Origin of the sequence: Paenibacillus sp. NPDC058177, assembly GCF_042883835.1 — a bacterium.
GTDB classification, from domain to species: Bacteria; Bacillota; Bacilli; order Paenibacillales; family Paenibacillaceae; genus Paenibacillus_AQ; species Paenibacillus_AQ agri.
The window spans coordinates 838817-864440 of the sequence record NZ_JBHVVB010000002.1; the positions used below are offsets into that span (position 1 = coordinate 838817).

Below are 25624 nucleotides of genomic sequence, written 5' to 3' on the forward strand. Positions count from 1 at the left end.
CTGTCGAAGTGACCTACTCTTTTTCTTTTTCTTTTTCTATTTCTCCCCATTGCCGAATCAACATATGACCAAACGCTTCAATCAAGTAGTTCTTAAAGTCTTGTTCCAGGTTCGGAAAGAGCTGCGGGTCCATCTCTTCCAGCACTTTTCCGGTCTCGCTATTCCACAGCTCTTGTCCGAGCATCCGTTCGATCATCATAAACAGCGTAAAGGCATGCTCCTGTACAAGGGGATGCTCCGGCGGCAGTCCTTGCTTGTACATCACCATCAGATCGTTTATCTCTAACGTAAACTCACGTTCTACCCGGATCCGTTCTTCTACACTTGATTCACTCATAAACACCGATTGTACGACCTCATCCGGCACACGATCGGAGAACCACTGCTTCTGCGCTTCCTCGTGCTGAATGGAATGAATCAGCAGCATAATGAGTGCGGGATCCATCGTGTCGTTATCCTTAACAATCGCTTTTACCCGTTCAACCGAAGCCACAACGCGCTGGATATGCTGCTGCTTCTCCATTAACAGCTCGTATTGCCTCTCCAGAGAAGTCTTAAAATTCTTGCTGTCCTGCTCCAAATACTTTCCAATTTCGTCCAAGGAATAATCTAAATATTTTAAGGTCAATATCTGATGGAGTCGGAACAAATCGTCATCCGTATAGGTCCGGTGGCCCTGCTCATTGTAGCCGCTTGGCTTGAGCAGCCCCTTTTGATCATAGAAGTGCAGCGTACGTACCGTTGTCGAGGTCAGTTTGGCGAATGAACCAATCGTATAATACGTCTTACTTATTTTTCTCAGCTCCTTTCTAACGTCAGTGTAGCACCTGACGTAACGTCAGGCGCAAGCATTCTTTTATATGTTATCCAGAGAACAAACATTAAACTAAAAAGACCCGCGTGTGTCGCGGATCTTTGCTGTATTTATTAGACAAGAACGATTATTTTATCGCTAATAACTTATTATTTAAAATTGGTATTTCGCTAAGCAGTTCCTTCAAGTTCATAGCATCCCACGGCATATGCTCTGTAATACCTAATCCAACTACATCTGTTTCTTCAGATAGCTCTTTAAGCAGCTTAAGGAGTCCCGGCATTTGCATAGTTCCAGCAGCTGAAAAATCATAATGTGCTTCAGGGTTAGCAAAGATCAAAGATCGAAATGCCTTAGGGTCAAGCACATCCAGATCAATATGAATGGCCAGATGCTTAATGTTATTCTGTTTAATCCATTCTTTTATAGATTCAGTGCTGTTTGTTAGCTCCTCGGTTCCAGCGGTTCTAATCCCTAGTCGTTGAATGATTTCTGCATCAAAATCCGTTTGTTCATTTATACCTGCAATAAACACATTTTCAGTCTTTAGCGGCATCTTCACATGTTTGACGAATTCTTCATCGCCTTCTCCCAACAAGTTGCCAAGAGGTAAGGTGTGTCCATAATCATATCCTACAATTCTCCCTAAATCAGTGTGAGCATCGATCCAGATCAAACCTAATTCCCCGTTGTATCGTTCGTTCAAATAGGCAAATGGGGCTTGTTCAACTAAACAGTCACCACCAAACATAACGATACGATCTGGCTTATGCGCATCAATGATATGATGAGCCGCCTCTAATTGTGCAAGCAGCTGTTTTCTTCCATAGATACCGTTCTCGTTCTCAATCGGAGTTCCGTCATAAGCCTGAACAGGAACTTGAATAAGGGGCTGATCATTATCAGGAGCGAGCCAAGCAAGCAGTTCAGCTCCAAAAGAATAGTTAGGATTATTTCCCCCTTGCCATTGCGGCATCAGCAAGCGTATGGTTTGCTTAGTCATTTTTTTCTCTCCTTTTATTTAAAGTAAGGCTAGTATAGAATGTGAGCATACAAAAAAATAGTACGCACAATATTGATAGGTACTATCAGAAAGGATAGTGTAAACATGAGTATGGCTGAATATAAAGGTAAAGTTAAACATATTCAAGATACGCCTTTTGGTTATACATTATCGATTATCGGAGGAAAATGGAAAATGGTTCTCATTTATCTCCTCGCCGAAAACCAGCCGGTTCGCTTTAATGATCTGAAGAGACAGGTTGGAGCGATCACATATAAAATGCTCAGTTCACAGCTTAAAGAGTTGGAAGCAGATGGCATGGTAAAACGGGTAGAATACCCTCAAGTTCCCCCAAAGGTCGAATATAGTCTTACAGAAAAAGCCGAAACCTTATTGCCTGTGTTGGAAGGGTTATGTGAGTGGGGAGTACAGCATCAGGAGCATTAAATTTACTACCGCAAAGAAAGCTGCAGGGTTAATAAACCTGCAGCTTTCTTTTTTATTCGTAAGCGTCAAACCCTGCACAGGAACACGAATTGTTGTTACATTGCCATGAGCTGCATCACGTACATATTCCGTATATTGTGTTGGAATCGCATTCCCGGACCACAAGATCGAATTACAAAATTGTAAGTTAACTTTAAGGTAGCTGTAAGGTAGATGTAAGGCAAATCGATAGTTCAGGCCAGTCTTGCAGGATAAGATTGGAACAAATAAAAATAGAATTTTTTTAAAAGGAGAATCGAGATGAGGCTGTTTGAACTGTTGCTTTTTGTGTCAAACATCGGCTTGTTTGCATTAACAGTCCTATTAAAAAAAGGACAGCGTAGAATTCCAGTATTCGTTGCAAGCGGGATCGCCACACTTTTAATGGTCATTCATTTGACGGTAGAAGGATACAGAGTTCAGCTATTTTTCCCATATTGCATAACGATCATTTTCTTAGCCATTTCAGGTTATAGCTATTTTAAAAAAACCGGACCCAAAAAGATCCCGCGAGTCTTGCTAGGTTTAGCTTATACCGCTATAGCGACAATGCTGGTCGTAACTGCGGGTCTCATGTATGCTTTTCCTGTATTTAAACTGCCTGAACCAGCAGGCGAATTTAAGGTGGGAACACAAGCTTTTCATTTCGTGGATCCCAATAGGGAAGAGATTTTCGGAGACGCCAGAGGTAGTAAGAGAGAATTGATGGTTCAGGTATGGTATCCCGCTCAAGCTGGCACCGGCAAGTACGCTCCCTTGATTCCCGATACCCAGATTTTAAGTTATATGGCTGCAAACTATGGCCTTCCCGGGTTTACTTTGCAACACCTGAAGTACGTATCCAGTCATGCTTATTCGGAGGCCGAAGTCTCTTCGGCACAGACTTCATACCCGCTGATCCTTGCAAATCCCGGCTTCGGCTCTTCCAGGTTCCTCCACACTTCGCAAGCCGAAAATCTCGCGAGTCACGGATATATCGTGGCCGTGATCGACCACACCTACAATACATTTGCAACCGAGTTTCCGGACGGTCGAATCACAACTAGCTCAACCAACGGCTTATTCTCGCCCGACCATGATTACCGGACGGAAAGCGGAAACCGCGACAAGCTCGGAAAGGTGTTAACCGACGATGTGACGTTTACATTGGACCAATTCGAGCTCATTCAATCGGGGCAGATTCCAAGTCATTTAAAAGGGAAGATTGACCTCGGTCATGTCGGGGTGTTCGGTCATTCCATCGGCGGAGCGACGGCCTATGACGCTGCTTACGATCCGCGAATCGCGGTTGGAATAGACTTGGATGGCGCGCTTTATCGGCTCCGTGACAGAGAGGGTCTAAGAAAGCCGTTCTTGTTCATGAACTCGCAAAGCGAATTCGAAAGATTAAAGAAGGTACTGGATAACCATGCCTACACGGAGGCAGAGCTTAAACGGATGGGCAACACAAAAGAGTGGATGGATCAAGTAACGGAAGACAAAAAGCTAGAGCTTGAACGGATGCGCGAATCGGCCGACTCAGGGGGACAATTCCTCTATATCGAAAATTCGGAGCATTTGAACTTTACCGACGTACAATACATTTCTCCGATTTTCAAAATGCTGGGCATTACAGGAAAGATTGCGCCCGAAAGAGCGAACTCCGTTATCAATGCCTATATGCTGGATTTCTTCGATATGTATCTGAAAAATCAAGGCGGAACCTTAATGAAAGGACCGGATAGCCGCTTTCCGGAGATGAAGTTCGGAACCCCACTATTGTAATTAAGGAACAGGCTACCGATTTTGATATGCTCCCCGTCAAGTAGACAGGTTTAACAAATAAACCGCTACTTGACGGGGAGTCGATTGAGAAACTAGCCATCATACATGAGTTAAGAGCAGGCCAAAGCAGCCGTGTGATAGTAGCAAAAAACATAACATCAGTGTTACCACCTTAGTGAAATGGCGACATCGCTATGCGCAAGAGGCGGTCTACCAGTCATCAGGAACGAATAGATCAGTTGTAGAGGCACCAGTCGTCTTAACAGTGAAAAAGAGGAGTGATTTCTTCAACTAACGGCATTTTTGTGCCTTATTTTCCTCAAATATAGACATATGAGTAAAATAAGGGCATTTTTGTATCCTATTTTTCTAAAAATCACGCTGATTGGGCTATTCTGGAAGATTTAAGGTACAATATTGCACTTAATCTCCACTAACCCCTCGCTGCAGAGAATTTAAGGTACAAAAATGCCGTTAATTATCCTTCTTGTTTGCGCTCTCTTTTTTCTTAGCTATGTTTGTTTTGTTAATGCTTTCTATAACAGACTGTTTATCGATTTAATTTTTGCAATATCACCCTTAATGGCTTCATCCCCTTGTTTGCTCACCTTCTTCAACTCCCCTTTGTGCCATATCCTTCGACAACAGAGTGAATATATCCATAAATCCCCATAATTATCCATGAATTCACCAATAAATGCTTATCTGCCGCCAACTGTGTGGACTCCGCCATTTTGCATCTACAGCTTCATAGAAGTCGTCTTGCATTCTGATTGTTGTAAACATGATTGTCAAATCTTCAGCACGCGATAGCAACTTCAAGCTCTTGTACCCAGTTGACAGAATGAGATGATGCCTCTATATTGTAACTACCGACTCTATAGTCGGTATAATAACAAGAAACGGGTGCATGTTATGGAAAAAAATTATGGTCTTCAGCCGAAGATCCCTTTCGGCCTCAAATCCTTAGCGGGATTCATCCTCATTTTTGTCATTTGGCAAGGAGGTTCATTTTTATGGTTAAATTTAGTGAACTCCTTGATTCCTGCTACACGCTCAGGCTTACCTAGTTTTATCGCGCTTTTTTTAACCTTTTGGTTCCTGATTCTTGGAGTCTTCCTTATCACCAGGTATTTCTTCAAGATTCCTTTTCGAACATTTTTGTTTGAAAAGAAACGGCCCGATTTCCGAAAATTCGCGACTTATTTTTCATGGTATTTCGCAGCACTGATCCTGTATTTACTTGTCGATATCGGCGTACATCCGCAAGCTTTTACGCTTCATTTTGATCCGCTTCGCTGGTTAGGCGTATTCATTGTTGTCATCCCTTTGATTTTTGTTCAAAGTGCTTCAGAAGAGATACTGTTCAGAGGCTACATGTACCGGATGTTCAGATCATTAAAAGGCGGCGCATTCTGGTCGATCTTTATCTCCTCCCTCACCTTCGCCCTGGTCCATGGTTTGAATCCTGAGATGCTCAGCAACGGCATTTGGGGACCGTTATATTACTTGATGGGGGCATTCTTTCTCGGAATCGTTGCTTATCGCACCAATGGTCTGGCTGCTACGACAGGCATCCATTTTGCCACGAACATTTTTAATTTCACGATTTGGGGATATGGTACATCGACGGCGGATCATATGGGGCTGCAAAGTATCGTTTACCGCCACACGCTGGATATGCCGTTTGCATTCTGCGGGATTTTTGCTATCGTTATCTCATATAGCGTTTTTCAGCTTTTCAAGCATAGAAGGAACCGTTCGTAAGGTTCCCAGGAGGGACTTATGACCAGAAGACGATTGCCGGCAGAAGAAGCAAAAGCAATTATTTTAAACCATGCCAAGCTGTTATTTATTGAAAAAGGTTATGATCGGGCTACAATGGACGACTTATGTACACAGACACAGATGAGTAAAGGCAATTTATATCATCATTTTAAAAATAAAGAGGTCCTCTTTCTCCAGTTGCTGTCTCAGTATTCCGAAGAATCCTCACAAAAGTGGCTTAGTTTGGCCGAAAGATCCACATCCCCTAGCGAACAGTTGCTTGAAATGGCGGATTCATTCGGAAGAGAATGTGAAAACCCCTTAATCCAAGCTCTTGAAGAGTACGGAAGAACACTTTCCAGCGATTCCGAAGCATTGGTTACATTGAGAGAGATTGTAGAAGTAGTCTATCGTGCTATTCGAGAAGTGCTGCAACAAGGGGTACAGCAGGGTGTTTTCATTAATGAGGATTTCGAATCGTTGAGTTTTAGTGTGATTTCCACCTTGACTGGGGCAACACACCTCTGCCTGGCGAAGCCAGAAAAATTAAGCGGGGACGAATATGCCGCCCTGCATGTCAATGCGATCAAGCTGCTGTTAAAGGGGATTTCCATTGATGGTACCAGCTAAGGACTATTGCTAATTCCACTTAGAGGATATTGAAAAGGTTCCTGCTCCGCTTGAAAAAAGCAGATCAGGAACCTCTTGCGTGCTAGCTATTAATTGCGAGATGTGAGTGCCTTTTGTTTCATTTTTGCATTCAAGAAGAACGAGGCCAGAATGGCAATGAATACACTGATCGCGCCAACCCATGTGATATGCGATAAGGAACTTTGATTGACAACGATCCCGCCAATCCCAGCCCCTGCAGCCATTGATAATTGCATCGTGGATTGATTGAGGCTCAGCATCACGCCTGAATAATTCGGTTCAATTCGCACCATGTTATACTGCTGAGTAGGACCTGAAGACCAAGCCGCGAACGACCACAGCATCAGGATAACAACAATCGGTATCCACGAATTTGTAAACATAACACTAACCGTTAGTAAAATTAAGGCCAATACATGCAGTGTCATTCCCCCACCCAAGGTACGGGCAACGCCCCATTTATCGGCGCTATAACCACCGAATTTGGAACCGATCAAGCTGGCGATACCAAAAGCCAATAAAACGCTGCTCAGTATATTTTCATTTAAACCCACAACCGTAAGAAGATAAGATGAAATGTACGTATAAGCGATCGAGTAACCGCCCAGCCAAAAGAAGGTGATCGCAAGTCCGAGCGCAACCCTGCTATTTTTAAGGAAGCCCAGCTGCTTGGAAAGGGGTACAGGGGCATCACCTTTCACACGAGGAAGACTGAAGTATAAAACGATCATGACCAACAGCCCCGCCAAAGATAGAAGGCCAAATACCGATCTCCATCCAAATTCAGCAGCAATCATTCGCCCGAGCGGGACACCAATAATTAATGACAGGGTGAACCCCATGGTGACATTGGCAATCGAACTGGCCTGTTTACCCTCGGGTGCAATTTTGGCGGCGATAGCCAGTGCTGATACAACGACGGTCCCCGCACCTAAAGCCATCAATGCCCTTGCGACAATAAAAAGTTCAAATCCCGGCAGCACAAACGCCAGCACATTAGCTATCACAAAAACGCCCAGTGCGGCAACCAGTAACTTCTGTCGTTCAATCTTCGCGGTCAAAGCCATAACCACTGGCGTACAAATAGCATAAATGAATGAGAAAATCGTTACCAATTGCCCCGCCGAAGTAATCGATATATCTAAAGATAACGAAATCTTATCTAAAATACCCGAAATCACATATTCGGATGTCCCCACCAAAAAACTGACAAGCGCCAATAAGTATACTTTCCATGTGCCTTTCATTGATGTTTTCCCCTTTAACAAATTGATATATTTAAAATTGTCGATGCGTTTTGGCAGGCTTTAAGCGGAAAAGCGGTGAAGATCACTTCACCGAATTCCGCCGTTTGTGCTTTATTCAAGCTCGCCTTTCAACAAAGCCAATGCTTCGCTAATTTTCCCCTCATCCCTTTTGTAATACGTATACTTGCCTATGCGCTCACTGGTGATGAGCCCTGCTCGTTGCAGAGTCGTCAAGTATTGGGAAGTGGTGGATTGTGTCATGTTCAATTTATCAGTCACCTGACCGACGCATACCCCGATTGTTCTCATATCAATCCCTTCATGGGGGTTAAAATGCTTTTCAGGTTCCTTCAACCATTGCAAAATTTGGAGACGGGACTCGTTAGACAATGCTTTTAAAATCTCGATAGTGTCCATATCAGCTATTATATCGATAATTACCGATATGTCAATGCGAGATCTTGTTAAGATTATTAGTTATTGATCCAATAAAGTTCAAGCACATGTAAAAATATGTTATTCTAGAATCAGATGAGGTAACAAATGAAATCCAATATCTTAAGGAGCTGTAAACTATGAATCCAAATATTCACAACCAAATAGTTCAGATTTATTTACCTGTTACTGATATTCGAAGGTCTGTTGATTGGTACGTAAATACATTAGGTTACCAGGTCATTTGGGAGGAACCGGAGGCAGCCAATCTAAGACTATTTGCAGGCCCGTTATTATTCTTAAAGAAAACTTCTGCGAACCAACCCATAAGGTTCTCTATCAATAACGAAAATTGCGCTGTGTTAAGTTTTAAAACATCCAATTTGGAAGCTCTACATGAAGATTTAAAAAATAAAAATATTGCTGTAGGCGAAATAACTAAATACGGTGACGGAAAAAATGGGCCATACCAAGATTTTATTATGTATGACCCTGATGGCCACCAATTAGAAATTAACAGTTACCCTGACTTAGCTGTGCTTAAATTCAGCGAATCTCCCTGTAAGGAATCTTAAGGGCTCGAATCAGCTTTTTAGCTCAACACTTGTACAAATCCCGTTCTCCATGTCGGATATTTCGGCTTCCAGCCGTACTCATTCCGTGCTTTGACATTCGAAGCCCCGCGTTCCCAGCCGGCACCGCCCGCTTGAACTTCAGGTGCAGGCGCATGTAAAGCTTTAGCATAGACTGGTACCCATTCTGTACCTGGGGCAGGCTCATCATCTACAATATTCAAAGTTCCTGCCTGCCAATTCAAGGCCAAGAAGGCCGCTTCCGCCGCATCTTCGACATGTACGAAAGAGGACTCTCCGTCTGTTGCGGGCAGCTCGCTGTTCCGCGCTTTTTCTGCCATCACACCCCTAATGTCATACCAGGTATCTGGTCCATAAAGTGTACCGTAACGGAGAATCACGTGATCTGGAATCTCTGCAACCGCCCCTTCCAGCGCGATAATGCCATCAATTGTTGTTTTCCGTGGCGAAGGTGCTTGGATATCCAAGGAGACTTCTTCCGTAGCAGGGGAATCGCCCGGTTCGTAAGCCCAAGAGATGCTCTGAGCGATGATTTTTTTAACGCCCGCCTGCTTAGCAGCATCCACTAGATTCCGGGTCCCTTCGATTCTAATCCGCGCATTATCCGCAGAGCTCCAATTACTGAGTGAGGTAAGCTGATGAATGACCACTTCCGGCTGGATCTCTCCAAGAGCTTTAATCATTCCCTCCCGGTCAAAGGCATCTACAATGATAGACTTTGCGCCCAATGTTTCAATCGTCTTCTGTTGCTCCGGGTTATGCGTCATTCCGATCACTTCGTGACCAGCTTTCACTAACTTTGGAAGCAGAATACGTCCAATAACTCCGGTAGAACCAGCTACAAAAATTTTCATAATCGAAAAACCTCCAAATTTATATATGATTAAGCGCGATGTTCACCAATTACGGAGAAGCTCAGAACCTCGCTTTCTCTTTTTCATTTCGCGGAACTATGAATATTTGAAGCATTAGCATAAGGAGTGAAACCAAGATCATGCCTAGTATCCCCAGGCTGAACTGCCCCATACTGTCGAAAACAAAGCCAATCAGGATCGGGCCTGCCGCGCCTATTAAATACCCCACCGATTGAGTCATCGCTGCCCAAGAGGCCGCTTCTTCAGGACTTGACGCTGCTTCAATTGGAAGCAAATTACCTAGAGCAAATAACATCCCCGAGCCAAATCCGCAGAGGAGAACCGCTGGCCAATACAGCATGGAACTGAAAAGAAAGGCAAGACCGATCCCCTGCATGGAAGTCGAGACCAACAGCCATGTCCTCCGGGACGGGAAGCGGCGTAGCAGCATCTGTAGCATAAGCCCGCTCGGAATTTGAACCACAGCAAACACCGTCAGCATCATCCCTGCATGCAAATGTGAATCCCCTGCGTTAATCAGGATCAGCGGCAACCAACCCATGATGGAGTAAAAAACCATAGCCAAGAGTCCAAAATGGATGGAAAGCAGCCACGCCTTCTTATTTTTCCACGGTAATTTCGATGTCCCAGGTACAGCCGCCACCTCAGTACGAACATTGCTACGCCGCAGAATTCCCAACCAAAACGGTACAGCCGCAATGGCCAGTATGGCCCAGAACGAAAGTGCCGTTTGCCACGAATGAAATTTGCTTTGAAAAGGGGCAGAGAAAGTGGAGCCCAGCGCCGCACCAAGCGATAAGGCCATGGAATAGAGTGCAATCATAAGCGGCATCCTACCTGCCAAATGCTTTTTAATAAAACCCGACAGCAAAGGTCCCATGGTTGCAATACCAATACCCGCTAATAAGGTCGTTAAAAATAACAAGGCTTCGGTATGAACGACGATACGTAACAGGGTACTTCCGCCAATCAGAACTAGCGACCAGGCAATCACCCGTTCATTTCCCAGCCGCTGTCCAAAACGAACAGACAATGGCGAGAGAAGCCCCATACATAGAACAGGGATCGAGACGAGCAAGCTGGCAGCTACTCCGCTTATGCCGAGATCGTTTCGAATACTTTCCAGCACAGGAGCGATGGAAGTAACCGCCGGACGCAAATTAAGTGATGCCATAAAGAGGGCTGCGACCGCCAACCAAGTAGCTACCTTGCTATCCTTGCTATCCTTGCTCACCATCCGTTCGTTTACTGCATCGGCATGATCTTGCCTCGAAGGTGCCCGGGGATTATTTTGTCGTTCACTCATCGGCTGATCTCTTCCTTCCGTAATGATTTCGTGCTGACAAGATTCATGTTAGCATGTTAAATTGGTATGAATAAGTACCACTCTTACACCAATATTGGCATACCAATTTCAATATAGGAAGGAGCGCTATGTATGACCGATTCCTTGGGGACTTTTATAGCCGATACAAAAACAAAACAAATCTATACGCTGCTCCGGGAACGTATTTTTTCAGGCAGATATGCAGCGGGAAGCAGCCTCCCGTCAACGCGAGATCTGGCAAGTGAATTAGGGGTGTCGCGGGCTCTTATCGTCGAAGTGTATGAACAGCTCATCGCCGAAGGTTATTTGGAAGGTCGCCAAGGATCCGGTACCTATGTCTTGGATTTAGGAGCAAGCAGGCCGGTTCAGGCGCAGTCCATAGATCCAGAGTCTTCAAATGAAATGACTTCTCCAGAACTCGCACCTTCTTTCAACGGCATTGATTTTCGTCCGAGCTTTCCTTCACTTGAACATATCCCGCATAAAAAGTGGAAAGAAGTTACGCTGAGCGTCTATGATCAGGCCTACGCTTCTAATTTTGGTTATGATGAAGATCCGGCAGGTAATAGGCTGCTTCGGGCAAATATTTGCCGGTATCTACTGGATGCCAAAGGAATACAATGTTCACCTTCGCAGGTGATCGTGACAGCCGGAGCTACCCAGGCCATCTCCTTACTATGCAAACTTTTATTAAATCCGGAAGACGCAGTAGCAATAGAAGATCCTACCGCCAGCTTCATCCATAGTATTTTTGCAGCAACAGGTGCCGATATTATCCCCGTTCCCGTCGATGATCACGGCTTGTGTGTCGAAGGCTTGCCAACTCATGTACAACCTAAGTGCATCTTCGTTACACCTTCGCACCAGTTCCCATTCGGTAGCATCCTGTCCATCAGCAGACGTATTCAACTACTCGACTACGCCCGGCAAACCGGAAGCTATATTATCGAAGACGATTACGACAGTGAATTCCGTTATGCCGGAATGCCGGTTCATGCCCTCAGAGAGCTCGACTCACAGCGAGTAGTCTATGTTGGGACTTTCAGCAAAAATTTATATCCATCACTACGCTTAGGTTATATGGTAGTTCCCCAGGAATTAATCGACCCTCTGCTTCGGCTAAAGCGAATGACGGACATGCAATGTCCGACCTTGTCCCAAATCACACTAGCGCGGTTTATCGCCGACCGCCATCTGGAACGTCACATCACCCGTATGAAGCGTATTTACGGTAAAAGACGGAAGCGACTCATCTCCGCTCTGACGGAAGCATTTGGCCACAAAGTGAATATTTCAGGTGATGCTGCAGGCTTGCATCTAGTTGCCAAATTGCCCGGCTGCCAGTTTGATTCACTAACTGCTGCGCAGCTTGAAGAACGTAATATTAAAATTTATCCTGCAGAGAGATATACCATCGCCAAAGGAAAATACGAAGAGAGTCTGATTATGGGGTTCGGTAATGTAACGGAGTCACAAATTGCGGAGGGGATCAGAACGATTGCCGATTTGTTATAACTTTATCTTGTTGCACGAACACAGGAAACCGCGGCTGCCAAGAAGAATAGATCTAGGCTGCCGCGGCTTACACCCGTTGATTCGGAATCTGAACAATAAAAATACTTCCTATCCCTTGGCCCGAAGACACTGTCAGTTTGCCATGGATGAATTCGGTCAGCTCCTTGGCAATCGCAAGTCCTAATCCAGAGCCACCGTACTGCTGATTTCGGGATTTTTCAACACGATAAAATCGTTCGAAAATTCTTTCCAGTTCATCTTCAGGAATTCCAATTCCTTCGTCTTTAACTTCCATATACGTGAACGTATTATCACAATAGATATGAAGCTTAATACTGGTTCCTGGTTTGGAGAATTTGATAGCATTTCCTACTAAATTATATAGAATCCGTTGAATACACACCTTGTCTGTTACAACAGATACACAGTCCTCGTTAATTTGTACATCAATTAGCCGGTTCTCTCGCGAGATTTGGGCTTCAAATGCTTGCAAGGTATCCAGGATCAGCTGATCAATCCATACAACTTCCGGCTTATAAGCAATTTCCTTATCGTCTATGGCCGCGATAGCCAATAGCTCATTGGCAAATGAAACCACCCGCTCCGTTTGCTTCCCAATTCCAAGCAAATAGTTCCGAACCTCGGTGGGATCAGTGACCACTTCATCGACCAGAGCCTCCGAGTAAGACCGGATAGAGGCAATTGGGGTTTTAATATCATGGGATAGATTAGCAATCAGTTCATTCCGGCGGCGCTCTTCGTCCTGAAGGGCTTTGATTTTCGCTTTAATTTCAAGTCCCATATCGTTCATAGATTCAGCAAGCTCTCTTAACTCCACTACCCGGCTCTTATTTAAATGTTGATCATAGTGCCCTTTGGAGATCCCCTGACTCTGCCGGTTCAGCTGGGCAATATGCCGTGTCATAGGGAAGATAAACAGTGAATTAATCAACAATGACAGTACGCTGGACGAAACCGTAATCATCATTGCCATCCTGAGCCTGTCATAGTCCAGGAACATCTGTTTATACGCAACAAATAGCAGCAGTGTCACGATGATTAAACTAATCAGATACGATAAAAAAATCAATGTCCGCAATTTCATGACACTACTCTCCTTCTCTTTTGAACTGATATCCCAGACCCCACACGGTTTTAATGAATATCGGCTCCTGACCGGCTTTTGAAGCGATCTTCTCTCGCAAATGATGGATATGAACATTGACGGTATTGGCGTCCTCATAGTATTCATAACCCCACACTTCTTTCAATAATTCCGACTTTGGAATAACGCGATGCTTCTCCTGAGCAAGGAACCACAACAGATCAAATTCTTTATTGGTGAGATCAAGCGTCTCTCCATAAAGTTTTGCCACCCGCTCTTCCCGGTTCAGATACAATTCCCCTTCATTAAGGCTGGCTACTCGAGGCTTCGACTTTTGGGATCGCTTGATAATATTTTTTATGCGGAAAACAAGCTCTCGTGGGCTGAATGGCTTGGTCATATAATCATCTGCCCCTAAAGTCAGCCCGTATAACGTATCTTTCTCCTGATTTAGAGCAGTCAAAAATAAAAATGGAATATCTAAACCTTGATTTTGGAGCGACTCTATGAATTCATAGCCATTCATTTTAGGCATCATCACATCAATGATTATAAAATCGATAGCATGGTTATGAACAACATGCATAGCTTCTTCTCCATTGCTCGCCGTATATACCCTATAGCCATCATTCTGTAAATATAACTTACAAACATCTACTATGGGTTGTTCGTCATCAACAATCAATATAGATAACAACGATGATCACATCCTTTTTTCTGCACCATTCCAGTCTTTCCGCCATTTCGCATAAAGCCAGCGTTCCACACTCACGTAAGAGGTAAGCCTCTTTCCCGTAAGAAGTATGGTTGCCATAAGTATATCCGTCGGATAGGTGAATATCATATCAGCCAATATATAATTAGCATTCACGAACACCGACATGATTAGCGCAGGTACAATAAATAAACCCGCTATAAGCCCAATCCCGATAAGGATTTCACCCCATGGGATTACAACATCGAAGACCCCTGAAAAGGGACTAACGACGTGACTGAAAAATGCTTTGTACCATTCAGGGGAATCATGATTTGCTGCAATGACCGGGATTAAGCTTTCAACGCCAAAACCGCCTGAAAGCTTGTCATAACCGGATCTAAGCCACATCCAGCCGAACAGAACACGAATTACACTTAATATCCAGCCGGCTATTTTTTGAGCGCCCTTTACCATTACTATAATCTCCTTTTAAAAAAGGTACCATCCTCAAAATAAGTATGGTACCCATCCTATTTATTTTAGCTGAGATCTGCTGTGCCAAATACCACGTGGGCTTTATCGCAGTAGATCACAATGGAATCATAATCATTCAGATTGGCTCCCGCCAAGTCGAAGGTCTGCTCACTCTTTTCCAGGTCAATTTTGCCCAAGCTCTTACCCATCTGCACATCTTTGCCCTTCGTCAGGTAGATATGGAGGTCTGGACCTTTAGACGTTTTGAAGTTCGTCAGCATGACCTTGCCATCCTTGATTTCTACATTACCTTCAGATATTTGCTTGTTGCTGCCGCTCAGCATGCCCGTCTTCGTGACCATTGCCGAAGATGTCGCTGGTTTATCCATTGGTGTATCTGTCAAATCTGCTGCCCCGAATGTAACATGTGCTTTATCGCAGTAGATAATAACGGAATCATAATCGTTCAGATTGGCTCCCGCCAGATCGAAGGTCTGCTCGCTCTTTTCCAGGTCAATCTTGCCCAAGCTCTTACCCGTCTGCACGTCTTTGCCCTTCGTCAGGTAGATGTGGAGGTCTGGACCTTTGGATGTTTTGAAATTCGTCAGCATGATCTTGCCATCTTTGATTTCCACATTACCTTCAGATATTTGCTTGTTACTGCCGCTCAGCATGCCATACTTCACCATCATTGCAGTAGTTTCCTGACTGTTCCCTACATTGGTATTAGAAGCTGCTTTATCAGGTGAATCAGAGCCCGGCATGGCGGTTGCCGTCGCTGTTACGGCCGCATTCCCAGTAGTGGATGTGTTAGTTGCTTTGTTAGATGCTGTGTTAGCTGCTCCGCAACCCGCCAAAGCTATGGATAAGGCCACTATTGCTGTTGTTGTCGCTAATAATTTCATTTTTCGTCATCTCCTCAGTAGTTTTATGATTCTGTATTTTGCTTACAGTTGAATTGTAGAACAAGCCTTTTGCAATTGTAATTAAACGCCCATTACAACTTTCTTAATTAAGTATTAAGTCTTCTATAACAAAAATTCTTCAGGGTTCCTATATAAGACGAATTTTAGATTCTCACTCAAGGCTTGGTCGTCACTACGGTGGAATGTTTGGACTTCCGGCCGTTGTTGTCTCCAGATTTTTCTGATTATACCGCTATTCGCGGATAAAATCCGGAGACAGCCTGTGCTTCCGATGCGAGCTTTCCTGCAGAAAGCTTTCAGACGAGCGCTACGCTCCTACAGTTCCAAACCTCCCCTTCGTTCCTCCCCGCCCTCTGTTAATTTCTTTCATTCGTCTTATATAGATTGAAAAAAAAAGGTTGCTGTGCTAAACTATCAGCAACTTTGTTGACAGGGGTTGAGGAGAGTAATGTAAAATTTCTTGCTTAGTTAGAGAAGATAAAACATCATTTGTTTTATTCTTTTTAGGCAAGGAAGTTACTTATTCTCTTCACTCAAAGTTATACATTACTAATCCAGTCACGCTTTTAAGGAATAGTGTATTTATTTGGGCTACAAGAAGGGAAACTTTCTTGTAGCCCATTTTGTTTTGCCAGATGTCACCACTGAAATTGTGAGTCTGTAATACAGCAATAGACTTTTATCTTAAGGAGGCTTTCAAAATGTTTGAGGTTGTACATGTAAAAGTGAACTGTTCATTATCCGTTGGCACGGTTCACGATCACAATAAACGGATGCCGGAGCATTTTCCATCTATTGATAGATGCACATAGCAACTTAGCTACAAGCTTCGTGGATTATAACTGTATAAATTGAACCTAAGATCTTTATACGGAGCAAGAACGTCATTACGGGAAATGTTTGGACTTTCGGCCGCTGTTGTCTCCAGATTTCTTTTATTTGTACCGCTCCTACAGTTCCAAACTTTCCCTTCAATCCTTTCTCCTTTTTTGATTTTCCAGTTCAATCTATATAGTTGGTCAATGTTCATGTTCGATATAGGACATTTTCTCCGGCTCAAAAGGAGAAAAGCACATGAAATCAACTTCGAAATACGAAATGATACAGCAAATACTGACTGACTTAAAACAGCCCGCATATCGTTTTCAACAAATTGCGGACGCAATTTTTAAGCAAAGAATCGGCGAGTATGATCGAATGACTATACTACCCAAAGCGATAAGAAAGGAATTAATTAAACATCTTGGTGAACAGGTTTTGGGCTTAACCCCAGTCATTCAAAAAACATCTGCACAAGTGAACAAGGTGCTTTTTGCTATTCAAGGCGGTGAACATATCGAAGCCGTTCAATTATGCTATGAGCGCGGTTGGAAATCCTATTGTATTTCCAGTCAGTGCGGATGCGGGTATGGCTGTAGCTTCTGTGCTACGGGGACAATTGGATTGAAGCGAAATCTAACAGCTGATGAAATAACCGATCAATTGTTATATTTTCATCTAAGTGGTCACGCGTTGGATAGTGTTTCATTTATGGGCATGGGCGAGGCGTTAGCCAATCCCAACATCTTCGACACACTTAAGATGCTAACGGATCCACGGATTTTCGCCTTAGGTCATCGAAGAATTACTGTGTCTACCATCGGAATTCTGCCGGGTATCGATCGTCTGACTATGGAATTCCCGCAGGTTAACCTTACCTTCTCTCTGCATTCTCCAATCGACGAGCAGCGCAGTAAGCTTATGCCTATTAACAATCGATTTCCTCTTCATGATGTGTTGAACAAACTGGATCAGCACATTTGCGCTACAGGCAGAAAAGTATATATTGCCTATATTTTGCTTCGCGGAGAGAACGACTCAAATGAGCATGCAGAATCTATTGCAGCTTTGTTAAAGAACAGAGGGCCGTGGGAACATTTATATCATGTGAATTTGATCCCCTACAATGCAACCGACGTAACGCCTGAGAGCTTTCATCAATCAGACAAGGAGCGGGTACAAAGCTTTGTCAGCATCCTGAAATCAAAAGGAATTAAAGTCACTGTGCGGACGCAATTCGGAACGGACATTGATGCAGCATGCAGACAGCTCTACGGAAGGGGTGAACTTACATGAAATATATCAACGCCAATAAAATTCTCCCAAAAGAATTAATTTTAAAATTGCAAAATTTTGTTCATGGTGAGTACATCTACATTCCCGCAATAGAAGATCAGCATAAACATTGGGGAGAACGATCCGGTTCGCGAGAAGAGATTGATAGACGGAATCGTGAAATCATAGAGACCTATACTTCCGGTGCTTCGATTCAAGATCTTGCCGAAGTTTACTGTCTTTCTGTTTATGCTATAAGAAAGATAATTTATAGCAAATCAGACTAAATGCATAATCAATTTCGCCATCGCCATGCCCTAGCTTTAGGGCTGCGGTGGCTTTTTTATTACAGCTAATCCTCGTTGTTATACCAAATAATACAGAGCCATTTTGTGTATAGTTTATGTAATTTTTATCTGTTAACCTTACAAATATCGTTATTAATTCGAATAAAGTCACTGATATTTTAATCATATCGTGACTGTTTACGGTCTGGAGGAAAGAACAATGTTGAAGGTCAATGTTTTTGATATGGAGGGTAATATTGTTGATGAAATGGAACTTGAAGAATCCATATTCGGGATTATTCCCAATGAGTCTGTTATGCATGAAGCAGTTGTTAACTATCTGGCAAATCAACGCAGAGGAACACAATCCGCATTAACACGCGGTGAAGTTCGAGGAGGTGGCCGAAAACCGTATAAGCAGAATAAAATTGATAGATCTAGAGCAGGTTCAATTCGTATGCCACATTGGCGTGGCGGAGGCGTTGTATTCGCTCCCAAACCTCGCGACTACAGCTACAAACTTAATAAAAAGGTTAAGCGACTTGCTATTAAATCTGCGCTATCTAGTAAAGTACAGAGCCAGGAACTTATTGTTGTTGATGAGATCAAATTAGAGAATTACAGAACAAAATCTATTGTCGCTATGCTTAATGCCCTTGGAGCAAATAAAAAATCCCTGATCGTTAAACCAGAGATGGACCCTATTGTATTTAAAAGCGCCAATAATATACCTGGTGTAGAAACTGCCGTAGCTGATTCCCTTAATGTATATACCATTTTGAATTATGAGAAATTAATAATTACGAAAGAAGCTATGAATATGATTACGGAAATGTACTCTTCATTTTAGGTCTGTTACATTAATATCTAAATAAAAAAAGTACATTAGATATACTATCTAATGTACTTTCATCAAACGCTGATTTTATGTCGCTATTCAGAGAAGTTTTAACGTTCTCGGTCATAACCTCGTTACATTCTGATCAGTACTAGTCTTTAAACAACAATTCTGCAAATAGGACGCAAAACATGCTGTATTGATTTGCATATGCTTGTTATCCCCATCCAGCTTGCTGAGCAAAATGCCTCCTTCGAGCAAAGAAAAGGCAAATGAAGCAAGGGCCTCCGCATCAAGGTCTTCCTTGAACTCCCCACTATTCATCCCGTCAAGAATGATGCTCTTCATCATATCCAAATAGGTATGCAGCCCTTGCCTTGCCCGATCACGAAGCTCCGTATGCGTATCGTCACTTTCTACTGCTGTATTCTGCATCGGGCATCCGCCAACAAATGGTGGATTATCAACAACATCCTCATACACACGAAAAAATGCAAGTAACCGCCCTGACGCAGACTGCTCTCGGTCGACCGCCTCGGCAAATTTCCCGCTAACCAAACTGGCAGCGTAATTGTAGGCTTCAAGCGCAATCTCATCTTTACTTGTAAAATGCCGATAGATGCCCCCCTTCTTAATTCCGGTGTCAGCAATAATATCGTTTAACGATGTACCGGCATATCCTCTCTGATTAAAGATTGCTGCCGATTTCATAATAATGTGCTCTCTTGTTCGATCTCCTTTTTTCATGGGTTCCTCCGAATGACCTTATTCTAATGTAACATTATATCAAATTTTACGACCGAAGCCTTGCCAATGTCTAAAATCCTGATATAATAAAGATACCGATCGGTATCTTTTATCTTAAAACAAACCCATTCCAAAGGCAAGCTTGTTTGGCTTCGGTTCAGTGCTTACCTTTAAGTTCTATTGGACAAAATAATGTGGAATGGATTTCGAACGAAAACAGGAGGTTTATGCAATGAGTGTAAAAGTAGGCATTAACGGTTTTGGGCGGATCGGAAGACTCGCTTTTCGTCGAATTCAAGAGGTGGAAAATATCGAGGTTGTGGCCATAAACGACCTGACTGACGCAAAAATGCTGGCCCATCTGCTCAAATATGATACTACACAAGGCACTTTCCATGGTGATATCGAAGTTCATGATGGAGCTTTTACTGTTAACGGTCAAGAAATTAAAGTGCTGGCTAACCGTAACCCTGAAGAAATCCCTTGGGGCGAGCTTGGCGTAGACATCGTGCTTGAATGTACAGGTTTCTTCACCACTAAAGAAAAGGCTGAGCTTCACCTGAAGGGCGGAGCAAAGAAAGTCGTTATCTCCGCTCCGGCAACAGGCGACATGAAGACCATCGTGTATAACGTAAACCATGAAACGCTGGACGGAACGGAAACCGTCATTTCCGGCGCTTCCTGTACAACAAACTGTCTGGCTCCCATGGCTAATGCTCTGAACAATAAGTTTGGCATTCAATCCGGGTTGATGACAACCGTTCACGCCTATACAGGCAACCAGAACACCCTTGACGCGCCGGATGCAAAAGGTGACTTCCGCGCAGCACGGGCAGCTGCAGAGAACATTGTTCCTTACTCCACCGGTGCGGCAAAAGCCATTGGCCTTGTTCTTCCCGAACTGAAGGGCAAGCTTGATGGTGCATCTCAACGTGTGCCTGTGGCAACAGGCTCCGTAACGGAACTCGTAGCCGTATTGAACACCACCGTAACAGTGGATGAAGTGAATGCCGCTATGAAAGAAGCATCTGATCCAGATACGTACGGATATACGGAAGACCAAATCGTCTCTTCTGATGTGAAGGGAATGACATTCGGCTCCCTTTTTGATGCCACGCAAACAAAAGTTCTAACTGTAGGCGACCAACAACTGGTGAAAACCGTAGCCTGGTACGATAATGAAATGTCCTACACCGCTCAACTGGTTAGAACATTAGAATATTTCGCAAAAATCGCCAAGTAATAGATCCCGAACTTTCTTTCGGACAAAATAGGTCATCGGTGTTCTCTCCTTATGGTATGGCTGTCGCTTACCCTTTCGGAGGTACCGATGACCCTTCCTTTTTAAATTACGAATTACTCTGGCGTATTGTTACCCCACTTCATACAACTCATTTAGCTCTAATAGAGCTACAATATAAATCTTTAACGCAGTGATCAGATTAGGAATGGACTGCACCTCATCCGGGCCGTGAATTTGACCATGACCAGGAGGCAGATTAAGCGATGAGAAATCAGTCGGCAAACCAGGGCCAAAACCTACCGCGTGAGGCAGCTTTCTGGCATAAGTACCTCCACCCATTACAAAAGGCTCACCTTGCTCTCCTGTTACGGCTTGATAAACTTCCATGAGACGTTTTACCTCTGGCGTATCGGGGTCATAATAACTCGGCTCACTATCATGAATATTAGTCAGGGTAAAGCCACTTTCCTGTAACTGCTGCAGCAGCACCTCGGATGACTGATGAATAGGGTAGCGAATATTTAACTCCAACGCCAGCCGTCCATCCCGCCCTTGTAATAACGTTCCGACACAGGTTAAAGCTCCAGAAAGCTTATCCTCACAATGTATGCCTAATGCCTTTCCATCATAATGACTGCAAATATCATAAATGTTCTCAAGCTGCTTATGAGTAGAATTCTCAAACCAGGCACACTGGAGCAATGGCTCAAGAAGGACTGCTATCGCATTACTTGTCCCTTCAGGAAATGCGGCATGCCCGGACTTGCCGACTGCGAATAATGTAATCTCTTCTTCCGTCTGACTATACTGAATATGAGATGGCAGGTGGTTTAGCTTGGCAACCGCTGCTTCATCACGCCGCACAATAAGCTCAGCATAACCAGGCACACTATTAGAAGCCACTCCCCCCTGTATACGAAGGATAGACGAATCAGCAATATTACAGCTTAAGGTAACAGAGAGCATTCCCTTTTCTCCATAACAGACCGGAAATCCGCTATCCGCCACAATATTAAAGTCAGGGGCATGATAATGCTCACGATAATACGCAACATCAAGCATACCTATTTCCTCGCCACTTCCCATAATATGCTGCAGCTGATAGTTTAACGGGATACCCAGCTCCTGAATAAATCTGAGTGCATAAAGAACGGCAATGACAGCACCTTTATTATCTTGTACACCTCTGCCGATGAGAAAACTGTTCTTTTGTGTACAAAAAAAGGGCGGGTAGCTCCACCCCTCTCCTGCAGGAACAACATCGACATGTCCCCAAATGCCTACAGATCGCTTTGTCTCATCGCCCATGCTAATGACTGCGCAATAATACTCCCGGTTAAACGTTTGCAAGCCATAGCGTTGACCTAAATTCAATATGTACTGAATAGCCTCCGCACACTTTTCCCCGAACGGATAAGGAGAGGATGGATCATAGCTGGCTACACTTGGAATACTTACTAATCCGGCAATGTCTTCTAATAGCTCTGTCTTATGCTTTTCAATCCATTGTTCAATCTGCTCTTCAATAACTAAACCTCTCATTAACTTCCCCCCGATCTTGGAGTGTCTTGTTCATTATCCTTTAATTGCACCTTCTGTTAGTCCCGCGATAATGTACTTCTGACCGGCTGCATAGATCACGATAATAGGCAACATCGCCATTAAATACGAAGTGAAGGCCATGGTGTAATTGAAGGAATATTCGGTCTTAAAGTTATATTGAAATAGGGGTAGTGTCCAGAACTCCTTCGCTTTATTCAAAATTAGTAATGGAAGCATAAAATCATTCCAGAACCATAATGAATCCATAATGATAAGCGTCACTAGCATCGGCATAATTAAACGTAATGTAACCAGATAATAGATTTGAAAGGTGCTGCAGCCATCAATTCGTGCCGCCTCTTCAATTTCGGTAGGCATTCCTTCAATATAATTGACGAGCAGAAATACCCCTCTTGTTAAGCTAAGCGCTCCATATAATAAAATAAGTCCAAACGGATTTAATAGATCCATATTGGTCATGATTTTAGTTAAAGGAAGCATAATTACTTGAAAGGGCACAAACAATCCTAACAGAATATAGAGATATAGAAATTTATAATATTTTTTATGACGATTACGGGCAATAGCATAAGAAACGGTAGGATTAATCACAAGAACGATGAATACAGATCCGACTGTAATCAAGGCCGTATTCCATACCACTCTCCAGTAATTTCCCTTAGACAGCAACTCTGCGTAATTCGAAAAATTCAATGCTTTGGGAAAACTGAAAAAACCTTTACCAGCTTCTTCTAATGTCTTAAAGGAATTAATGATAACAAGATACATCGGCCCCAATATAATGATGATTCCAATAAGTAAAATGATATTTCGGAGAATACGCCAGCCAAGCCCTTCTTTTCGTATCGATACATTCATACTTAATGGACACCACCTTTACGTGTTAATTTAATTTGGATAAAAGATAACACCGCAATAACGATAAACAATATAACTGATTCTGCATTAGCCATCGCAAACTTTAAGTTCTGAAATGCATCATTATATATCATAATCCCAATAACATTAGTGGATTTTATTGGACCGCCACCTGTCAGGGTATAGGCATAGTCAAAGGAAGTGATACCTGATTTAATCGCAAGCACCATATTTACGGTAATCGTCGGAATTAGAAATGGAAATGTAATATAACGAAAACGGTTAAAGGTACTGGCCCCATCAATTCTCCCCGCTTCATACAGCTCGGAGGGAACCGATTGCAAGCCTGCAATAAAGATAAGGGTCGGCAAGGCCACGGCCTGCCAAATGTTAACAATCACAACAGCAAACAAAGCATACTTGGGATGGGCTAAAGGACTTTGGAATAATTCCATAATGTTTAAGGCCTGACCAATCGGAGGAATGACTCGCACAAATATCTGGTCCCAAATTAAAGAAATGGTTACAGCACTAATGATGGCCGGCACGAAATATATCGACTTGGTAAAGGTTTGCAGCTTCTTAAGAGAATTTAAGCTTAAAGCTAAAATTAATGACAAACTCATTACTCCTGCTACAAGCATCACTGCATATTTTCCAGTAACTAATAATGAGTTCCTAAAATTCGGGTTATTCCATAGCTCCACATAGTTACTAAACCCTACATAATTGTAGCTAGAACTAATCCCATTCCAATCTGTAAAGCTATATTGAATACCTACAATAACTGCATAAGCAAAAAATAGTGTATACAGAATGATAGCCGGAACCGTGAATAAGAAATAAGTTGAGCGTTCTAGAAATTTGCCTATCATGCTGCACCTTCCTCATCTCATTGTTACGTGAAGCTTGTAAATAGGGAACGACAATTTGAATGCTCAAATTGTCGCTCCGTTCAAAGCTATTGATTTACTTAACAGCGTTAAGCTTGATCGTCTCATCAATGTTCTTGAGGTATTGTTCAGGCGTATCGTTATTAATGAGATAACCTTGAGTTGTACTATAAAGCTCCGTTACGATCGCACTTTGGAGCGTTGATGACATCCAGTCATGAACTCTGCCATTGTCGATAAAATCAAGGATAGGCTGTAAATATTGATCGCCATAGGTTGTACCCTTAATAATGGAAGGTTCGCCAGATAGATCAGACCATTTCTGAGCAACCTCTGGTCGGGCAATATACTTTAAGAAGGTAAGCGCAGCTTCTTTTTCCTCAGGCTTTGCTTTTGCCGAGATAGATAGGGAAGCATTGACACCTGATAAAGCTGTCGTTGTATCTACAGTATCGTTGGGAAGTGGGAACGCACCGAATTTCAAATTAGGGTTAGCAAGCTTAATATTCCCACGTCCATATGAGCCAGAAATAATCATAGCGGCTTGACCATTAGCAAAGGCTTCTTGCATCATTTGAGCGCTCACACCAAAAGCATCCTTATTAGCATACTGCGTTAGTTCTTTGAGCTTCTTAGCAAATTCCAAGAATACCGGATTGCCTTCCACTTGACCTTCGCCCTTAGCCACTTTAACCATTTCTTCAACACCACCAGGTGCAAAAGCAATGTTCGTTGCTTGGAAGATATGACCTACATCCTTCAATGGAAGATAGAGCGGTGTAATGCCTTTGCTTTGGAATAGTTTGCAGGCTTCGATAAATTCAGCATAGGTGGTTGGGATTTTCACATGATTTTGTTCAAATAGATCGATATTATAGTACACTGCCATATAATTTCGAGCATACGGCAAAGAGTAGTATCCACCGTCATCTGCTGCAGTCATATCCAAATATTTTTCGTTAACATCTTTGATAAAAGGTTGATCGCTTAAGTTTTCGATATAGCCATTTTTCACTTTTTCCTTAAATTGAAGCTGTGTAGGAAAATCAGTGAATAGGGGTGGGATATCATTTGTTGCAAAACGAGAGGTTAATACTTTAACCGGGTCAGGTACGGTATTCATATTAATTACGATATTCGGATTTTCCTTTGTAAAATCAGCAATAATTTCGTGATAGGCATTTTGAATAGCTTCCTCACCCTGCTGCTGGAAAAACTCGATTTTAACAACATCGCTCTCGCTTGCATTTCCATTCTCTGCTACGTTTTCCTTCCCGCATGCCGTCAGAATTATGGACATTAATAACATAGCTGTAACAGACAGCTTTGCACTTCTTTTCATCTCTTTCTCCCCTATCTATATAAGACGAATTTAAGATTCTCACTTAAGGCTTGGCCGTCACTACGGTGAATATTTGGACT

The 25624-nt window shown here is 43.1% G+C and carries 25 protein-coding genes and 1 pseudogene; 10 read left to right on the forward strand and 16 right to left on the reverse strand.

Translation table 11 applies throughout. The annotated features are described in order from the left end of the window. Positions 1 to 13 precede the first annotated feature (13 nt). The 3 genes and pseudogenes from ACFVU8_RS13760 to ACFVU8_RS13770 form a co-directional block, all read right to left on the reverse strand. A complete protein-coding gene (locus ACFVU8_RS13760) occupies positions 14 to 601 on the reverse strand; it encodes a hypothetical protein (protein WP_387427895.1) in 588 nt (195 codons plus the stop codon). A 30-nt stretch (positions 602 to 631) separates the two neighbouring features. After that, a pseudogene (locus ACFVU8_RS13765) lies at positions 632 to 802 on the reverse strand (MerR family transcriptional regulator); the annotation flags it as partial. 139 nt (positions 803 to 941) lie between these two features. Beyond that, positions 942 to 1817 carry an arginase family protein gene (locus tag ACFVU8_RS13770; RefSeq protein WP_387427898.1) on the reverse strand — a complete coding sequence of 292 codons (876 nt, stop codon included), beginning with the start codon at positions 1815 to 1817 and terminating at the stop codon, positions 942 to 944. A 105-nt stretch (positions 1818 to 1922) separates the two neighbouring features. Here ACFVU8_RS13770 and ACFVU8_RS13775 point away from each other — a divergent pair, with 105 nt between their 5' ends. The 4 genes from ACFVU8_RS13775 (at position 1923) to ACFVU8_RS13790 (ending at position 6464) form a co-directional block, all read left to right on the forward strand. After that, positions 1923 to 2264, forward strand: coding sequence for a winged helix-turn-helix transcriptional regulator (locus ACFVU8_RS13775; protein WP_066364950.1), 342 nt, complete (start codon positions 1923 to 1925; stop codon positions 2262 to 2264). Positions 2265 to 2564: 300 nt separating this feature from the next. Then, positions 2565 to 4067 (forward strand): alpha/beta hydrolase family protein, encoded by a 1503-nt coding sequence (locus ACFVU8_RS13780; RefSeq protein WP_387427901.1) that lies wholly within the window; start codon positions 2565 to 2567, stop codon positions 4065 to 4067. A 915-nt stretch (positions 4068 to 4982) separates the two neighbouring features. Further along, entirely contained in the window at positions 4983 to 5834 is an 852-nt protein-coding gene (locus ACFVU8_RS13785) for a CPBP family intramembrane glutamic endopeptidase (protein ID WP_387427903.1), read from the forward strand. Between the two features lie 18 nt (positions 5835 to 5852). Further along, on the forward strand, positions 5853 to 6464 hold the full coding sequence (locus ACFVU8_RS13790) for a TetR/AcrR family transcriptional regulator (RefSeq protein ID WP_387427905.1): 612 nt from the start codon (positions 5853 to 5855) through the stop codon (positions 6462 to 6464). Between the two features lie 89 nt (positions 6465 to 6553). On the opposite strand, the gene ACFVU8_RS13795 is transcribed toward ACFVU8_RS13790, so the two are convergent. Then, positions 6554 to 7732, reverse strand: coding sequence for an MFS transporter (locus tag ACFVU8_RS13795; protein WP_387427908.1), 1179 nt, complete (start codon positions 7730 to 7732; stop codon positions 6554 to 6556). Positions 7733 to 7843: 111 nt separating this feature from the next. Further along, positions 7844 to 8149, reverse strand: coding sequence for an ArsR/SmtB family transcription factor (locus ACFVU8_RS13800; protein ID WP_379468176.1), 306 nt, complete (start codon positions 8147 to 8149; stop codon positions 7844 to 7846). A 158-nt stretch (positions 8150 to 8307) separates the two neighbouring features. On the opposite strand from ACFVU8_RS13800, the gene ACFVU8_RS13805 reads away from it, so the two are divergent. Then, entirely contained in the window at positions 8308 to 8742 is a 435-nt protein-coding gene (locus ACFVU8_RS13805; RefSeq protein ID WP_175372398.1) for a VOC family protein, read from the forward strand. A gap of 17 nt (positions 8743 to 8759) precedes the next feature. Here the strand turns inward: ACFVU8_RS13805 and ACFVU8_RS13810 are convergent, their stop codons facing one another. Next, positions 8760 to 9614, reverse strand: a complete 855-nt coding sequence (locus ACFVU8_RS13810) for an NAD-dependent epimerase/dehydratase family protein (protein ID WP_387427909.1) — start codon at positions 9612 to 9614, stop codon at positions 8760 to 8762. Positions 9615 to 9675: 61 nt separating this feature from the next. Then, positions 9676 to 10941 carry an MFS transporter gene (locus ACFVU8_RS13815; RefSeq protein WP_387427911.1) on the reverse strand — a complete coding sequence of 422 codons (1266 nt, stop codon included), beginning with the start codon at positions 10939 to 10941 and terminating at the stop codon, positions 9676 to 9678. 132 nt (positions 10942 to 11073) lie between these two features. Between ACFVU8_RS13815 and pdxR the strand changes: the two genes are divergently transcribed. After that, a complete protein-coding gene (gene pdxR / locus ACFVU8_RS13820; protein WP_387427913.1) occupies positions 11074 to 12477 on the forward strand; it encodes a MocR-like pyridoxine biosynthesis transcription factor PdxR in 1404 nt (467 codons plus the stop codon). A gap of 67 nt (positions 12478 to 12544) precedes the next feature. Here the strand turns inward: pdxR and ACFVU8_RS13825 are convergent, their stop codons facing one another. From ACFVU8_RS13825 to ACFVU8_RS13840, 4 genes are all read right to left on the reverse strand, one after another. Then, positions 12545 to 13582 (reverse strand): sensor histidine kinase, encoded by a 1038-nt coding sequence (locus tag ACFVU8_RS13825; protein WP_387427915.1) that lies wholly within the window; start codon positions 13580 to 13582, stop codon positions 12545 to 12547. A gap of 4 nt (positions 13583 to 13586) precedes the next feature. Further along, on the reverse strand, positions 13587 to 14279 hold the full coding sequence (locus ACFVU8_RS13830; RefSeq protein ID WP_387427918.1) for a response regulator transcription factor: 693 nt from the start codon (positions 14277 to 14279) through the stop codon (positions 13587 to 13589). Positions 14280 to 14285: 6 nt separating this feature from the next. Beyond that, the gene (locus tag ACFVU8_RS13835) at positions 14286 to 14753 is read right to left on the reverse strand and encodes a DoxX family membrane protein (RefSeq protein ID WP_387427920.1); all 468 of its coding nucleotides are present in this window, start codon (positions 14751 to 14753) and stop codon (positions 14286 to 14288) included. Positions 14754 to 14818: 65 nt separating this feature from the next. Continuing rightward, positions 14819 to 15658: a DM13 domain-containing protein gene (locus ACFVU8_RS13840; RefSeq protein ID WP_387427922.1), complete on the reverse strand. Its 840-nt coding sequence runs from the start codon at positions 15656 to 15658 to the stop codon at positions 14819 to 14821. A gap of 1095 nt (positions 15659 to 16753) precedes the next feature. Here ACFVU8_RS13840 and ACFVU8_RS13845 point away from each other — a divergent pair. From ACFVU8_RS13845 to rplD, 3 genes are all read left to right on the forward strand, one after another. Further along, the gene (locus tag ACFVU8_RS13845; RefSeq protein ID WP_387427925.1) at positions 16754 to 17794 is read left to right on the forward strand and encodes a Cfr family 23S rRNA (adenine(2503)-C(8))-methyltransferase; all 1041 of its coding nucleotides are present in this window, start codon (positions 16754 to 16756) and stop codon (positions 17792 to 17794) included. Beyond that, a complete protein-coding gene (locus ACFVU8_RS13850) occupies positions 17791 to 18060 on the forward strand; it encodes a CD3324 family protein (RefSeq protein WP_387427928.1) in 270 nt (89 codons plus the stop codon). Before ACFVU8_RS13845 ends, ACFVU8_RS13850 begins: the two co-directional genes overlap by 4 nt. Positions 18061 to 18280: 220 nt before the next feature. Then, the gene (gene rplD / locus ACFVU8_RS13855; RefSeq protein ID WP_387427931.1) at positions 18281 to 18910 is read left to right on the forward strand and encodes a 50S ribosomal protein L4; all 630 of its coding nucleotides are present in this window, start codon (positions 18281 to 18283) and stop codon (positions 18908 to 18910) included. Between the two features lie 111 nt (positions 18911 to 19021). Here rplD and ACFVU8_RS13860 read toward each other — a convergent pair whose 3' ends face one another. After that, on the reverse strand, positions 19022 to 19645 hold the full coding sequence (locus ACFVU8_RS13860) for a TetR/AcrR family transcriptional regulator (protein ID WP_387427933.1): 624 nt from the start codon (positions 19643 to 19645) through the stop codon (positions 19022 to 19024). 232 nt (positions 19646 to 19877) lie between these two features. Between ACFVU8_RS13860 and gap the strand changes: the two genes are divergently transcribed. Next, the gene (gap, locus tag ACFVU8_RS13865; RefSeq protein WP_379468206.1) at positions 19878 to 20888 is read left to right on the forward strand and encodes a type I glyceraldehyde-3-phosphate dehydrogenase; all 1011 of its coding nucleotides are present in this window, start codon (positions 19878 to 19880) and stop codon (positions 20886 to 20888) included. Between the two features lie 129 nt (positions 20889 to 21017). On the opposite strand, the gene ACFVU8_RS13870 is transcribed toward gap, so the two are convergent. The 4 genes from ACFVU8_RS13870 to ACFVU8_RS13885 all read right to left on the reverse strand — a co-directional run bounded on the left by ACFVU8_RS13870 (position 21018) and on the right by ACFVU8_RS13885 (position 25544). Then, a complete protein-coding gene (locus ACFVU8_RS13870; RefSeq protein WP_387427936.1) occupies positions 21018 to 22430 on the reverse strand; it encodes a Sapep family Mn(2+)-dependent dipeptidase in 1413 nt (470 codons plus the stop codon). 33 nt (positions 22431 to 22463) lie between these two features. Continuing rightward, positions 22464 to 23309: a carbohydrate ABC transporter permease gene (locus ACFVU8_RS13875; RefSeq protein WP_379468211.1), complete on the reverse strand. Its 846-nt coding sequence runs from the start codon at positions 23307 to 23309 to the stop codon at positions 22464 to 22466. Between the two features lie 2 nt (positions 23310 to 23311). Further along, positions 23312 to 24184: a carbohydrate ABC transporter permease gene (locus tag ACFVU8_RS13880; RefSeq protein ID WP_379468214.1), complete on the reverse strand. Its 873-nt coding sequence runs from the start codon at positions 24182 to 24184 to the stop codon at positions 23312 to 23314. Positions 24185 to 24278: 94 nt separating this feature from the next. Continuing rightward, positions 24279 to 25544 carry an ABC transporter substrate-binding protein gene (locus ACFVU8_RS13885; protein WP_387427938.1) on the reverse strand — a complete coding sequence of 422 codons (1266 nt, stop codon included), beginning with the start codon at positions 25542 to 25544 and terminating at the stop codon, positions 24279 to 24281. Positions 25545 to 25624 lie beyond the last annotated feature (80 nt).

Bases quoted from the DNA above. Each gene is read 5' to 3' on its own strand.
- ACFVU8_RS13825 (WP_387427915.1), bottom strand. From the start codon at position 13,582: ATGAAATTGCGGACATTGATTTTTTTATCGTATCTGATTAGTTTAATC.
- rplD (WP_387427931.1), top strand. From the start codon at position 18,281: ATGTTGAAGGTCAATGTTTTTGATATGGAGGGTAATATTGTTGATGAA.
- ACFVU8_RS13845 (WP_387427925.1), top strand. From the start codon at position 16,754: ATGAAATCAACTTCGAAATACGAAATGATACAGCAAATACTGACTGAC.
- ACFVU8_RS13775 (WP_066364950.1), top strand. From the start codon at position 1,923: ATGAGTATGGCTGAATATAAAGGTAAAGTTAAACATATTCAAGATACG.
- ACFVU8_RS13870 (WP_387427936.1), bottom strand. From the start codon at position 22,430: ATGAGAGGTTTAGTTATTGAAGAGCAGATTGAACAATGGATTGAAAAG.
- ACFVU8_RS13790 (WP_387427905.1), top strand. From the start codon at position 5,853: ATGACCAGAAGACGATTGCCGGCAGAAGAAGCAAAAGCAATTATTTTA.
- ACFVU8_RS13770 (WP_387427898.1), bottom strand. From the start codon at position 1,817: ATGACTAAGCAAACCATACGCTTGCTGATGCCGCAATGGCAAGGGGGA.
- ACFVU8_RS13860 (WP_387427933.1), bottom strand. From the start codon at position 19,645: ATGAAAAAAGGAGATCGAACAAGAGAGCACATTATTATGAAATCGGCA.
- ACFVU8_RS13805 (WP_175372398.1), top strand. From the start codon at position 8,308: ATGAATCCAAATATTCACAACCAAATAGTTCAGATTTATTTACCTGTT.
- ACFVU8_RS13885 (WP_387427938.1), bottom strand. From the start codon at position 25,544: ATGAAAAGAAGTGCAAAGCTGTCTGTTACAGCTATGTTATTAATGTCC.
- ACFVU8_RS13785 (WP_387427903.1), top strand. From the start codon at position 4,983: ATGGAAAAAAATTATGGTCTTCAGCCGAAGATCCCTTTCGGCCTCAAA.
- ACFVU8_RS13815 (WP_387427911.1), bottom strand. From the start codon at position 10,941: ATGAGTGAACGACAAAATAATCCCCGGGCACCTTCGAGGCAAGATCAT.
- ACFVU8_RS13780 (WP_387427901.1), top strand. From the start codon at position 2,565: ATGAGGCTGTTTGAACTGTTGCTTTTTGTGTCAAACATCGGCTTGTTT.
- ACFVU8_RS13835 (WP_387427920.1), bottom strand. From the start codon at position 14,753: ATGGTAAAGGGCGCTCAAAAAATAGCCGGCTGGATATTAAGTGTAATT.
- ACFVU8_RS13850 (WP_387427928.1), top strand. From the start codon at position 17,791: ATGAAATATATCAACGCCAATAAAATTCTCCCAAAAGAATTAATTTTA.
- ACFVU8_RS13810 (WP_387427909.1), bottom strand. From the start codon at position 9,614: ATGAAAATTTTTGTAGCTGGTTCTACCGGAGTTATTGGACGTATTCTG.
- ACFVU8_RS13875 (WP_379468211.1), bottom strand. From the start codon at position 23,309: ATGAATGTATCGATACGAAAAGAAGGGCTTGGCTGGCGTATTCTCCGA.
- ACFVU8_RS13840 (WP_387427922.1), bottom strand. From the start codon at position 15,658: ATGAAATTATTAGCGACAACAACAGCAATAGTGGCCTTATCCATAGCT.
- ACFVU8_RS13880 (WP_379468214.1), bottom strand. From the start codon at position 24,184: ATGATAGGCAAATTTCTAGAACGCTCAACTTATTTCTTATTCACGGTT.
- ACFVU8_RS13795 (WP_387427908.1), bottom strand. From the start codon at position 7,732: ATGAAAGGCACATGGAAAGTATACTTATTGGCGCTTGTCAGTTTTTTG.
- ACFVU8_RS13800 (WP_379468176.1), bottom strand. From the start codon at position 8,149: ATGGACACTATCGAGATTTTAAAAGCATTGTCTAACGAGTCCCGTCTC.
- gap (WP_379468206.1), top strand. From the start codon at position 19,878: ATGAGTGTAAAAGTAGGCATTAACGGTTTTGGGCGGATCGGAAGACTC.
- pdxR (WP_387427913.1), top strand. From the start codon at position 11,074: ATGACCGATTCCTTGGGGACTTTTATAGCCGATACAAAAACAAAACAA.